Annotated in this window: 11 protein-coding genes and 2 pseudogenes; 2 read left to right on the top strand and 11 right to left on the bottom strand. The window is 67.6% G+C overall.

What is annotated here, in order from left to right:
* Positions 1–747 precede the first annotated feature (747 nt).
* The 9 genes and pseudogenes from AB0873_RS30535 to AB0873_RS30495 all read right to left on the bottom strand — a co-directional run bounded on the left by AB0873_RS30535 (position 748) and on the right by AB0873_RS30495 (position 7,209).
* Positions 748–1,452: a maleylpyruvate isomerase family mycothiol-dependent enzyme gene (locus tag AB0873_RS30535; RefSeq protein ID WP_366604084.1), complete on the bottom strand. Its 705-nt coding sequence runs from the start codon at positions 1,450–1,452 to the stop codon at positions 748–750.
* Positions 1,449–2,276, bottom strand: a complete 828-nt coding sequence (locus AB0873_RS30530) for a fumarylacetoacetate hydrolase family protein (RefSeq protein ID WP_366604082.1) — start codon at positions 2,274–2,276, stop codon at positions 1,449–1,451. Before AB0873_RS30530 ends, AB0873_RS30535 begins: the two co-directional genes overlap by 4 nt.
* Complete coding sequence (locus tag AB0873_RS30525) at positions 2,276–3,376, bottom strand: cupin domain-containing protein (protein WP_366604080.1); 1,101 nt, start codon at positions 3,374–3,376, stop codon at positions 2,276–2,278. The genes AB0873_RS30530 and AB0873_RS30525 overlap by 1 nt, the downstream gene beginning before the upstream one ends.
* On the bottom strand, positions 3,373–3,930 hold the full coding sequence (locus AB0873_RS30520) for a hypothetical protein (protein WP_366604090.1): 558 nt from the start codon (positions 3,928–3,930) through the stop codon (positions 3,373–3,375). The genes AB0873_RS30525 and AB0873_RS30520 overlap by 4 nt, the downstream gene beginning before the upstream one ends.
* Positions 3,927–4,238, bottom strand: coding sequence for an AMP-binding protein (locus tag AB0873_RS30515; RefSeq protein WP_366604088.1), 312 nt, complete (start codon positions 4,236–4,238; stop codon positions 3,927–3,929). Before AB0873_RS30515 ends, AB0873_RS30520 begins: the two co-directional genes overlap by 4 nt.
* 70 nt (positions 4,239–4,308) lie before the next feature.
* Positions 4,309–4,662 (bottom strand): annotated as a pseudogene (locus AB0873_RS30510) (AMP-binding protein); the annotation flags it as partial.
* Entirely contained in the window at positions 4,649–5,674 is a 1,026-nt protein-coding gene (locus tag AB0873_RS30505) for an LLM class F420-dependent oxidoreductase (protein ID WP_366604078.1), read from the bottom strand. The gene AB0873_RS30505 and the pseudogene AB0873_RS30510, both read right to left, overlap by 14 nt.
* 27 nt (positions 5,675–5,701) lie before the next feature.
* Entirely contained in the window at positions 5,702–6,916 is a 1,215-nt protein-coding gene (locus AB0873_RS30500) for an FAD-dependent monooxygenase (protein ID WP_366604076.1), read from the bottom strand.
* Positions 6,913–7,209 (bottom strand): fumarylacetoacetate hydrolase family protein, encoded by a 297-nt coding sequence (locus tag AB0873_RS30495; protein WP_366604074.1) that lies wholly within the window; start codon positions 7,207–7,209, stop codon positions 6,913–6,915. The genes AB0873_RS30500 and AB0873_RS30495 overlap by 4 nt, the downstream gene beginning before the upstream one ends.
* A 734-nt stretch (positions 7,210–7,943) precedes the next feature.
* Between AB0873_RS30495 and AB0873_RS30490 the strand changes: the two genes are divergently transcribed.
* A protein-coding gene (locus AB0873_RS30490; RefSeq protein WP_366604086.1) for an IS5 family transposase occupies positions 7,944–8,743 on the top strand; the annotation gives its coding sequence in 2 pieces (ribosomal slippage) (positions 7,944–8,280 and positions 8,280–8,743; 801 coding nt in all).
* Between the two features lie 74 nt (positions 8,744–8,817).
* Here AB0873_RS30490 and ltrA read toward each other — a convergent pair.
* Positions 8,818–10,095 carry a group II intron reverse transcriptase/maturase gene (ltrA, locus tag AB0873_RS30485; protein ID WP_366604072.1) on the bottom strand — a complete coding sequence of 426 codons (1,278 nt, stop codon included), beginning with the start codon at positions 10,093–10,095 and terminating at the stop codon, positions 8,818–8,820.
* 632 nt (positions 10,096–10,727) lie between these two features.
* Here ltrA and AB0873_RS30480 point away from each other — a divergent pair.
* Positions 10,728–11,112, top strand: a pseudogene (locus AB0873_RS30480) (transposase family protein); the annotation flags it as partial.
* Positions 11,113–11,160: 48 nt separating this feature from the next.
* Here the strand turns inward: AB0873_RS30480 and AB0873_RS30475 are convergent.
* Positions 11,161–12,102 (bottom strand): IS110 family transposase (locus AB0873_RS30475; protein ID WP_366604070.1); only part of this gene is annotated, 942 nt, incomplete at its 5' end.

Genomic DNA, 12,102 nt, shown 5'->3' with positions numbered 1-12,102 from the left:
GCACCTGTTCATCACCGAACTACGCCTGGACCCAAAAGCGGCTGCGCCGGCCTGACCCTCTACACCGTCATCCGCGAGCTACAACGACTCCTCGCGACCTGGACCGGCGCCTGCCTCACCTGCCATCAACCCGTGAAACCGTTACACCGCAACAAACGCCACCGAACCTAACAAAGCACTACTAGGGCGCAGTGGCCCGCCGCATCGGCACGCCGCTGTGCCGGCCGCCAAGTCGGTGTCGAGGCGGTCGATATCGGCGATCAGCTGCATCGCGGCGGTGGGTTCTCGTCATGAATGCGCAGCATTGCCTACCACCCTCGACTCGGGAAGGGGTCAAGTCGCGTTGGCCGATCCGGCCGTTGCCCAGCCATATCAGACGGTTGCAGGCGGCTGGTGCTGGCCGTCACCGTAGCGGCCGGATCAGCCAGAGGCATCGGGATCCTCACCCAGGGTGGCGCGCACCAGGCAGGCAACCACCTGTCACCTCACCCATCCCACGATGACGTTTCTTCTCATCCATCGTGCTTCTCAACAACAGGGCCGCGCAGCATCCCCGGGGTCGCAGAGGCCGCAGCACCCGGACCCGTCGGGCCCGGAATGCGGATTATGTGACTCCAGCCCGGCCTCGGCATCGTGCTCGCCGCCCGGGTGCTCCACGAGTTCGGCGACGATCTCGCCGCCACCCCGATGTCCCGTGACCGCCGACGTCCAGCGGGACGAGGTGCGTACTTCCCTTGAAGTTTGGGCCTACAACCACGCAGGTAGCTTCGGAAGGGCGCTGTCCGCTTTCAAGTCCTGACCGGTCGAGCGGCCGGTAAGCCAGGCAGTCACGGCAGGCAGGGGCCCGGCGACCGCGAGCGGCCCCCTGCCCCACTCACGGTCGCCGGCGATGACGACGACGTCGGGCTCCTGGTCGCGCATCCGCCACATCCGGAAAACATCATCTGTCAGGGCAGCGAGCACGTTCTCGGGCACGTCATCGAAGAGGAGACCGGCGTCGAGGTCCACAGAGTGCACCCACGCCTCGCGGCAGCGCATCCATGGCACCTGCGCCGCGGGCACCCGGCGGCCTTGCGCGGTGCGCACCTGTGTCGACCAGGCGACCTCGGGCATCGTCCGCACTGCCTCAGCGAGACGACCGGTGGCGGCGATCACCTCGGCGCGCAGTTCGGCGGGGGCCAGTGCGGCGGTTTCGGCGATCTGGGCGTCGCGAGCCTCTGCCGAGGCGTACATCGGCGTCTCCACGCCCGTGCGGGCCCAGGTGAGCAGGTTGACCAGCGCGTCCGCGTTGCCGGCCACGTGCGCCAGCAGCTGGGCCCGGGGCCACCCGGGTAGCAGGCTCGGCGCGCTGAACCCGGCCTCGGTCAGCCGGTCCAGCGCCATGCTGAGCTGCTCCTCCCCGCGACGCCACCAGTCCAGCAACTCGGTGGGAACCATGGACGGCGCGGTCACGGGCGCTTCTCCGCCACGCAGGTGTTGCGGCACTCCCCAAGACCGGCGATGGCCGTGGTGAGTACGGCGCCCGGAGTCAGGTATCGCGGGGGTTTGCGGGCGTGGCCGACACCGCCGGGGGTGCCCAGCGCCAGCACGTCACCCGGGTGCAGGGTGAGGATCGTCGAGACGTAGGCGATGGTGGCGGCCGCCCCGAAGACCAGGTCGGCGGTATTGGCCGACTGCACCGTCTCGCCGTCGACCGCACAGGTCAGGTCGAGTCCGGTGCCGGCTTCGTCGGGTGTGACCAGCTCGGGACCGAACGGCGTGGTGGCCTCGAAGGTCTTGCCCTGCAGCCATTGCAGCGTGCGGTACTGCCAGTCACGCGCGGTGACGTCGTTGAGGACGGCGTAGCCGGCGATGGCGGCCTCGGCGGTCGCCTCGTCGGTGTGCCGCACCCTGGCGCCGATCACGACGGCGAGCTCGGCCTCCCAGTCCATCGCGTCGGATGCCGCGGGAAGGACCACGTCGTCGTAAGCCCCGACCAGCGCCTCGGGGTACTTGGCGAAGATCGTCGGATAGTCAGGCACCTGCCGACCCATTTCCCTGATGTGCGCGGCGTAGTTTACCCCGACACAGAGGATCTTCCCCGGCCGCGGGACGACCGGGGCGTAGTCGAGAGTGTCGAGTGCGTGGGCGGGTTCGTCGGCCGCCTCGGCGACCCGGCGCCAGTCCGGGTCGGCCAGCAGCGCGCCGACGTCGGAGTGACCGGTCTCGACGGCGCGGTCGACGTCGACACGGACGGCGCGGGTGCCGCCGGCGGTTCGGATCGTTGCGAGTCGCATCAGGCGCTGACCTCCGTGCGCAGGAGTGAGAGCTTCTCGAAGACAGGGGCGTCAGAGAAGGTGAACAGGTCCAGGCCGTCGGCGGCCTGCAGGGAGAACTCGGTCCACGACGGGACGACGAATACGTCGCCGTGCTCGAGAGTGCGGTCGACACCGTCCATGGTCACTGTGCCGCTGCCCGAGAAGACCTGCCACACCGACGACGCGGTGCTACGAGTGCGCCGGGTGACCGTGCCGGCGCGAAGTCGGTGCATCTCGGTCCGCATGGTGGTCAGCGCGTCGCCGCCAGTGGTCGGGTTGGTGAATCGGACGGCGGCGTGGCCGGGCTCGACCACCCCCGGCTGCCCTTCGGCCTCCAGCTCGAGCTGCGCGGCGAGCGCGGCGTCGGTGTGCGCCCAGCGGTAGGCCATCAGCGGGGACGACGGGCGAGGCTGCCCGGCTGCGGAGACGGGAGTGAGCCCGGGCTCGCCCCACAGCCGCTCTGAGCGGCTGCGGTCGGGGGTGGCCTTGTCTCGCACCTCGTCCGGACCGAATTCGAAGAAGCCCTGATCGGTGCTGGCCACCAATGGGATGTCCAGGCCGTCGAGCCAGGCCATCGGGACGTTTGAGACGTTCTGGTGCCCGTGGAAGTGCCAGCCAGGGGTGAGCAACAGGTCACCGCGACACATCGCGACCGGGTCGCCGTCGACCACGGTCCACACCCCTTCGCCCTCTAACACGAACCGGAACGCCGACTGGGAGTGCCGGTGTTCCGGCGCATTCTCCCGCGGAGCCAGGTACTGGATCGCCGCCCATAGGGTCGGGGTGGCGTAGGGGTCACCGGGCAGGCCCGGATTGCCCAACCCGATGGCCCGACGCTCCCCGCCGCGGCCCACCGGCACCAGCTCGGCGCTGCGCGCGGCCAGGGGGTACAGCTCGGCCCAGCGCCACAGGTGAGGCACAGCGCGAGGCTCGGGGTGGAAGGGCATGAGTCCTTCGCGGGTGCGCCACAGCGGGGTCATTCCGACCGCGTCGAAGTCGCGGTAGAGCTCGGCCAGCTTCGCCTGGTGCTCCGGCCTGTCGAAGTCGCTGAGTGCGCAGTGGTTCTCCAGTGTGGTCACGGTCGTACCTCCTTCGAAAGGCGCGCGGCGACGTCCGCACGCAGGGCCTTTTTGTCGATCTTGCCAACCTTCGTGGTGAGCAGTTCGTCGACGACCTCGAGCCGCTCCGGCCACTTGTAGCGGGCGACTCCGGAGTCGGCCGTGGCGGTGCGTACCTCGTCGAGGGTCAGCGTGGACCCTGGCATCAGGACGGTGTGGAGGCAGACCCGCTCCCCCAGCTCGGTGTCGGGCATCGCCACCGCCGCGGCCTGGGCGACCCGCGGCAGCTGCTGGTAGACGAGGTTCTCCACCTCCTCGGCGCTGATCTTCTCAGCGCCGCAGTTGATCATGTCCTTGTCCCGGCCCTCGACAACGAGGTTGCCGTCGGGACGCCGGCGCACGATGTCGCCACTGCGGTACCAGCCGTCGGAAGTGAAAGCTCGGATGTTCTGCTCCTCGGCGCGGTAGTACCCGCGCGGCGTGTACGGGCCGCGGGTCAGCAGCGCGCCTGGCTCGCCATCGGGCACGTCGCGGTCCAGTTCGTCGACCACCCGCACCTCGTCGCCGGCGCTCATCGGCCGGCCCTGCGTGGTGCAGATGACGTCTTCGGGATCGTCGAGGCGCTGTAGTTCAGCAGGCCCTCGGCCATGCCGAACACCTGCTGCAGCGTCGCGCCGAGCACCGGCCGCACCTGCCGGGCGACCTCGTCGGCCAGCCGCGCCCCGCCGACCGGGAGGAACTCGAGGGTATGCAACTGCGCTGCCCCCCGCTCGGCGGCGTGCAGGAGCCACCGTTGCGTCACGGCCGGTACGGCCGCGGTGACCGTGACGCCCTCGGCCGCGATCGTGGCGAATGCCCGCTCGGGGTCGGGCGAGGCCAGCATGACAATCCGGCCACCGACCAGCAGCGTGCCGAGAATCCCGGGGCAGGCCAGCGGGAAAGTTGTGCGACGCCGGCAGGGACGTCAGGTACACCGTGCCGGGGTGGAAGCCGCAGATCTCCGCGCTCGCCCGGGCGTTGTAGGCGTAGTCGTTGTGGGTGCGGGCGATGAGCTTGGGCAGCCCCGTGGTTCCACCGGAGAGCAGGAAGACGGCGACGTCCCGGCCGTCGGGCTGGTCCGTGTCCCACCGTGCTCGCTCGCCTGCGGTGCCGGGCTCGGTACAGAGGGTGGTAAGGAGCGAGTCGGTATGGCACGCATCCGCCGCGTCCGAGATCGTGTATCGATGTGCAGGCCGGCTCGGCCTGCACGGCGAGCCGGAGCCGGCGCGGCGGAGCCGGCGCGGCCCTGGGCGCTCAGCGTGACGCAATGTCCGCCATCACCTTCAGCGTCTGCGGTGAACCGGAGATGACCATGGTGGTGACCAGGGATTCCTTCCAGGCCGCGAATTCATCCGCGATCTTGGCAGGTGGTCCGACGAGGGCTACCTTCTCCACCATCGACAGCGGCACGGCGGCGGCCGCTTCCCCCTTTGCGCCGCTGAGGAACAGGTCCTGGATGCGCTCGCACTCCTGCTCGTAGCCCATCCGGGCAAACACCTCGTAGTGGAAGTTCACCCCGCGGGCGCCCATTCCGCCGATGTAGAGGGCGAGTGTCTGCCTTACCCGCTCTGCGGCACGCTCCAGGTCACTGTCGACCTCCACGTTCACCGTGGCGACAACCTCGAAGTCCTTGAGGTCGCGTCGGGCCCCGGGGCGCGCGAAGCCCTTCGCCAGGCTGGCGCGGTAGTGCCCGTCGTCGTACGGAGAGTAGAACAGTGGCAGCCAACCGTCGGCGATCTCGGCAGCGAGCGCGACGTTCTTCGGGCCCTCCGCAGCGAGCAGGATGGGGATGTCCGTGCGTAAGGGATGGAGAGTGGAGCGTAGGGCCTTGCCCAGGCCCGTGCCACCGAGATAGGGAATGGTGTATTGGCTTCCGTCAAAGGTCACGATCTCGCGCCGGAGAGCGCGGCGGAGGATCTCGATGTACTCCCGGCTGCGGGCGAGGGGCTTCGGATAGGGCTGGCCGTACCATCCCTCCACCACCTGCGGACCGGAGGCGCCCAGTCCCAGCACGAACCGGCCACCGCTGAGTCGATCCATGGTCATCGCCGCCATTGCCGTTGCCGTCGGCGTGCGTGCGGACATCTGGATAATCGATGTGCCCAGCCGAAGAGTTGAGGTCTGACCCCCAAGCCATGCCAGCGGGGTCAAGGCGTCCGAGCCGTATGCCTCCGCGGACCAGATGGAGTCGAAGCCGAGGGCCTCGGCCATCGCGACGAGGTCGGCTTGGCCGTCCGGCTGTCGCGCTCCCCAGTAGCCCAGAGAAAGTCCGAGCTTCATCTCTCTCCCTCCCGGGGCGCGATCCCGTCATTTGGGGTTCGGTGGCTGCCAATCGAACAACCAATCGATATGGCTGTGGTCGTCGGGCGTGCGCTGACGCAAAAGTTCGTTGCGGACCAGCGCGGCCGCGCCGTGAAGGTGCCAGATGTCGCCCCACGTCCGGGCGGAGCGCTGCACCCGGCTCGTCCGGGGTAGGCGGGCCCGCTGGTAGGCGGTGAAGGCGCGGGCGACGTCGTTCCCGCCGCCGTCAGCGGCCGGCTCCCCGCGCGCCCGGTCCAAGGCCTCCACCAGGGTGACCGCATCCTCGATAGCCTGACAGGCCCCCTGAGCCAGGTACTGCAGAACCGGGTGGGCGGCATCGCCGAGCAGGGCGATCCGGCCGGTGGTCCAGGTGTCGATCGCCTCACGGTCGTACATCGGCCACCGGACGTTGCGCCACAGGCTGGGCAGTGCGTCGCGCACGGGGGCACACATCGCGGAGAATCGTTGTTCTAGCTCCTCCGGTGTGCCCCAGTCTTCTTCGCCAGCGGCATACCGGTCGCTGCGGAACACTGCCACCTGGTTGTACATCTCACCCCGTCGGATCGGGTACTGCACCAGATGCAGTCCGGGGCCGAGCCAGGCGATGACGGTGTCGAGACCGTGGTGGTGGCGGATCTCTTCCATCGGCACCGTACCTCGGTAGGCGACGTACCCCGAGCAGATCGGCTCGTCGTCGCTGAACCGGCGGCGCACGTCCGACCGCAGCCCGTCAGCCCCGATCAGGGCACATCCCTCGTAGACTGAGCCGTCTGAGCAGTAGGCGGTCGCTCTGTCGTCGCTAGTCTCGGCCCGTTCGACCGGGCGATTTGTTTCGAGCGCGACGCCCTGCTCACGGCAGGCTTCTAGGAAAATGGCAAGCAGATCGGTGCGGTGCACCACGAGGTAGGGACCGCCGAATCGCTGGCGGAAGGCTTCGCCGATGTCCAGCGAGCACAGCTCGTCACCATTTGTGGCATCGGCGAGAACGAGCCGGGCGGGTATCAGGCCCGCATCAATGACCCGCTCGAGGACTCCCAACCTGTGGAGCAGTCGGGTAGCGTTCGGGGCGAGCTGAATGCCGGCCCCGACCTCGGAAAACTCCGGGGCACGTTCGAAAACGCGGGCCCGACGGCCCGACCGGGCCAGGGCCAGGGCGGTAGTCAGTCCGCCGATGCCGCCGCCGACCACAAGAAACTCTGTGAGATCCCGGTGCAGTTTCACTGAATGTTCACCCCCTTAGAATTAATGGGTGCCGGCGAGACGCAGGTATTCCGGCATTCGCCGATCCCGGTGATCCGTGTCACGACAACGGAGCGGGCGCCGAGGTAACGTCGCGGGTGACGGGCATGACCGACGCCGCCGGGTGTCCCGGTGGCGATGATGTCACCCGGAGCCAGAGTCAGGATTTGGGAGATGTAGGAGACCAAGGCAGCCGGACCGAAGACCGAGGTCTGCGGTGTTCGCACGCTGGACGATCTCCCCGTCCAACTCGCAGACCAGATCCCAGCCCTCATCGACCGGCTCGCGGTCTTCGGGGATCACAAGGTGCGGACCGATAGATGTCGTCGCCTGGAGGTTTTGCCCTGCAGCCACTGGCTGGTGCGGTATCAGCCCCGCCTCGGTGAAATCCGTGTACGGGGCACCGAGATCCGACCCGCTGCTCTCGTCCTGCGGCACGCTGGTATCGATCGCTCTCATCGTTGGCCCCTTCGTGATCCGGCTCGATCACGACGGTAGACACGACATCCGCTCCTGTGGAACAGGATTCTGCTGGATGGAAAAGGTCATCAGCGCCAGGTCGTCAGAGCAGGCAGTGTCATTGCCTCTGATACCTGGAGCATCGCGACCGTCGCCGCGCGCCGCAAGCCAGGTGAGCAATGCCGCCGCCGCTCTGGAATGGTGATGAGGCCCGCTCCGGAAGCCAGCGTGAGGTCTGTCTTCCGATCGAGCACAGCGAGTCGCCGGGCAGTCTTCCCTGCCCCGGAGCGTGCGCGGCACTTCTTCAAGCAGCGCGTCGACGAGCGCGGGCGGAAACTGCTCGAAGCTTCTTCCGACACGGAGACCTGCGTTCCGCAAGATCACGTCGATATGGTCGGCTCGCGAAGGTGAAGTTGCAGGTCACGGGATCGCGGCCTGGTGGAAAACGGCGAAAGTTGCTAAGAACTCCTAACGAAATGATGTTGGGCGTATCCGGTGGACGTGAGGATCGTTCTGTCTGAACGTGAGGAGGGGTGAGCAGCCGCCGTGGATCGTCTCGGACGAGCTGTGGGCCGAGATCGAGCCGCTGCTGCCGCCCCGCCCGCCGCGCCGGCACCGGTTCCCCGGCCGTAAGCCTCTGGACGATCGCAAGGTGTTGTGCGGGATCCTGTTCGTGCTCTACACCGCGATCCCCTGGGAGTACCTGCCCCAGGAGTTGGGGTTCGGCTCAGGGATGACCTGCTGGCGCAGGCTGCGGGACTGGAACGATGCCGGCATGTGGCAGCGGCTGCACGAGGTGCTGCTCGGCAAACTCCGGGCCGCCGGGCAGCTGGACATGTCCCGGGCGGTGATCGACGGCTCCCACGTGCGGGCGCTCAAGGGCGGCCCAAAACCGGTCCGAGCCCGGTCGACCGCCGCAAGCCTGGCTCGAAGCACCACGTCATCACCGACGCGGGCGGCATCCCCCTCGCCGCGACCCTGACCGGCGGCAACCGCCACGACGTCACCCAACTGCTGCCCCTGGTCGACAAGATCCCACCCATCAAGGGCATCCGCGGCAGGCCGAGGCAACGACCGCAGCGCATCTACGCCGACCGCGGGTACGACTACGACTGCTACCGCCGTCAGCTTCGGGCCAAGGGCATCACCCCGGTCATCGCCCGACGCGGCACCGACCACGGCTCCGGCCTCGGCACCCGACGCTGGGTCGTCGAGCAGACCATCGCCCTACTGCACTGGTTCCGCCGCCTACGCATCCGCTGGGAGATCCGCGACGACATCCACGAAGCCTTCCTCACCCTCGCCTGCGCCATCATCTGCTGGCGCCGACTCCAGACCTCAAAGAGTTAGGAGCTCTAAAGGCCGGGTGGCCGGAGGGAGTCTCACCCTCCGGCTCCCACAGAACCGTGCGTAACGATCTCTCGTTACACGGCTCTTGTCATCCTGGTCACCAGAACGTTGGTGTCCATGTCCAGTGAGCGAAGAGCCTGGGGGTGCTGGCGGGTGATGCGTTGCCAGCACTCGTGGGCCTTCTTGAACTTCCGGAGTCGTTTGAACTTCTTGCGGATCCAGCGCATCAGGTAGGCGTTGATGCGTCGCAGGAGGGGAAACAGCGCGGAGCGGTAGAACGCCCCGTAGTACTGCAACCAGCCGCGCATGACCGGGTTGGTCCGCTGCGCTAGCTCGGTGAAGGTCAGGTGCATCCGCATGTGAAGCCGCCAGGAGCGGACTTTCCCGCTGATCTTCTTCAGGGCATCCTTGCTGATCGCGGGCAGGAAACTGGTGAAGAACGTACCGTTCCTGCTTCGCGCCTTGCGGGCACGGAACGTGAATCCGAGGAAGGTGAACGACGTGTGCTCGGCCGAGCCGTGTCGCTTGCCGTCCTTGCAGTACACGATCCGGGTCTTGTCGGGATGCAGTTGCAGCCCGACTTCCTCCATCCTGTTCCCGAGCGCGGCCAGCACCTCGCGGGCTTGGCGCTCGCTGACGCAGTGCACGACGGCGTCATCGGCGTAGCGTTCGAACCGGACGCCCGGATAGGTTCGGGCCAGCCAGGCGTCGAACGCGTAGTGCATGAACAGGTTCGCCAACACGGGCGAGACCGCGGACCCTTGCGGGGTTCCCCGGTCTCGCTGCCGCAAGGTTCCGTCGGGCAGTTGCATCGGTGCCTGTAGCCACCGTTCGACATACAGCACCACCCAACGGTCGGTGGTGTGCGCCTGGACCGCCTTGACCACCAGGTCCCAGGGCATGGTGTCGAAGAACTTCTGGATGTCCAGATCGATCACCCAGTCGGTCTTCCAGCACCGCTGCCGGCATGCCGCGACCGCGTCCAGGGCCGACCTGTTCGGCCGGTAGCCGTAGGAGTCCGGATGAAAGATCGGTTCGACCTTCGCCTCCAGCCTCGCGGCCACCACCGTCTGGGCGATCCTGTCCGCGACCGTGGGCACCCCGAGTACCCGGACCCCGCCGCCGTGCGGTTTCGGGATTTCCACCGCCTTCACCGCCGGCGGGAATAAGCTGCCCGAGGACATCCGGTTCCAGACCCGGTAGAGATTGTTCTTCAGGTCCTTCTCGAAGTCCTCGATCGAACAGCCATCCACACCGGCGGCACCCATATTGGCCTTGACCTTCAGGTACGCCTCCCACACCTCCCGCTTCGAAATATCGAACGGCTTGTCTGGTAATGTCAGCTGGTTCACGCAGCTCCTCCCGGACTCTGGCCCGGTTGACCGAACGAACACAAGCCACGGATGACCCGATCTCTTCGCTCCACCCCCATTACAGAGGCTTCCTCACTACTACAGACCGGTCCGCCGACACGGCCTGCGACGATACTCAGCTCCCTGCGGTTCAGCCGCTTGGAGTGCTCCCTCTTGCCGGCTCCAACCGAACCAGCGGTGTCAGGCCGTGTCTTCCCACGTTCCATACGAGAGCGGCAGATCAGGCTCACGCCACCTCCATGCCGGACACCACTGGACCAGTAAACGGGCTTCCGCCAGCCTCATCCCAGGCCGACATCAAGCACCCGGTTTCGGTGTCACCTAATGCATTTCGACACGTCATCAGTGGTTCGCTCACGCTCGTCTTCCTGATCCCTACCTGACACCTCTCGAACGCCTTTTCCACATCGCTCACCACGGTCGCGTCACGATTCCCGCAGCATGTGGCGGTTTGAAGCCCCCCGCAGGGCGACTCCGAAGGGCCAACCTTCATCTCTCGCACAGCACCGCATTTAAGAGCTCTGCCTACAAACAGCTCCCTCCCGCGCTCGTGGCGCACGACGTCTCGCAACCGGTGACTGCCCGGTGTGGACGGTGTCCGATGATGTTGGGTGCAGGTGATCCCGGCAGCCCGCCCGGGATGGATCCTTAGGTTCACCGGGCTGCAACCAGCCCAGTTTCCGCAAGCTGGTCCGGCTGATAGCTGAGCGTGGCGGTGACGGCATCGCTGATGGCCGGCCGGGCCGACAGTGGGCCCTGGACCTGCCGGATCGGGTGTTGCTGGTGGCGGCCTACTGGCGCACGAACTTGACGATGCGGCAGATCGGTCCGCTGTTCGGGGTGTCGCACTCGGCCGCCTACCGGGTCATCGACACCCTTGCGCCGCTGTTGGCCCTGGCGCCGGTGCGTCGGCGGCCGGTCGAGCAGATCGCCATCGTCGACGGCACTCTGATCCCCACCCGGGACCACCGCCTGGCCGCCCGGAGCAAGAACTATCTTCCAATGACGTTGTCAAGTGGTCTTGGTGGTGCCCCGATGAGTGCGTCATGCGGGTGCGTCGGGCAGCAGCGGTTGGTAGGGCCGGCGGTCGCGCAGCAGCGCCCACAGCACGTTGACGCGACGTCGCGCGAGCGCGAGAACGGCCTGGGTGTGGCGTTTGCCCTCAGCCCTCTTGCGGTCGTAAAACCGGCGCGATTCTGGGCAGGTGGCGATGCTGATCTGCGCGGAGTAGTAGAAGACCCGCTGCAGGCCGCGGTGGTAGCGCCTGGGCCGGTGCAGGTTACCGCGGATGCGTCCGGAGTCCCATGGCGCGGGGGCCAGGCCAGCGAAGCCGGCCAGTCGATCGGGCGTGCCGAAGAAGTCCATGGCGCCGCCCGTGATAGCCAGGAACTCCGCGCCCAGCAGCGTACCGATGCCGGGCATGCTGGTGATCACTCCGGCGAGCTCGTGCTGGTGAAATCGGCCCTCGATGAGCCGCTCGGCCTCGGCGATGTGCTCGTTGAGGGCCATCACCTCTCCGGCCAGCGTGGCGATAATCGAGGCGGTCAGGTCCTCGCCGGGCAGGGTGGTGTGCTGACGATGCGCGGCCTCGACGGCCATCGCCGCGATCTTGCCGGGGTTGCGGACATGGCGGGTGCGCAGCCAGGTTTCCAGGCGGGCTGTGCCGACGTGTCGCAGCGCGGCCGGGGTCTGGTAGCGGGTCAACAGCGTGAGCGCTCCGGTGCGGGTCAGATCGGGCAGCGCCCGTTCTAGCCCGGGGAAGATGCTGGTGAGCAGGCTGCGCAACCGGTTGATGACGCGAGTGCGGTCAGCGACCAGGTCCGCTCGCCGGGCGGTGACGATCTTCAACTCCACGGTGACCTCCGTACCGGGTCGCAGCGGGTGCAGGTCACGGCGCATCCGGGCCTGGTCGGCGATGACCGCCGCGTCCCTTGCGTCGGTCTTGCCCTCGCCTCGGTAGCCACCAGCGGCGCGGTTCACGGCGCG

The sequence above is a fragment of the Micromonospora sp. NPDC047707 genome (assembly GCF_040704235.1).
Lineage (GTDB): Bacteria > Actinomycetota > Actinomycetes > Mycobacteriales > Micromonosporaceae > Micromonospora.
The sequence above is the reverse complement of the archived record's forward strand: the minus strand, read 5'-3'. Positions and strand labels throughout refer to the sequence as shown.

Coding starts and splice junctions, on each gene's coding strand:
- AB0873_RS30505 (WP_366604078.1), bottom strand. CDS start 5,674: ATGAAGCTCGGACTTTCTCTGGGCTACTGGGGAGCGCGACAGCCGGAC.
- AB0873_RS30495 (WP_366604074.1), bottom strand. CDS start 7,209: ATGAGGGCTGGGATCTGGTCTGCGAGTTGGACGGGGAGATCGTCCAGC.
- AB0873_RS30515 (WP_366604088.1), bottom strand. CDS start 4,238: ATGCTGGCCTCGCCCGACCCCGAGCGGGCATTCGCCACGATCGCGGCC.
- AB0873_RS30530 (WP_366604082.1), bottom strand. CDS start 2,276: ATGCGACTCGCAACGATCCGAACCGCCGGCGGCACCCGCGCCGTCCGT.
- AB0873_RS30520 (WP_366604090.1), bottom strand. CDS start 3,930: ATGAGCGCCGGCGACGAGGTGCGGGTGGTCGACGAACTGGACCGCGAC.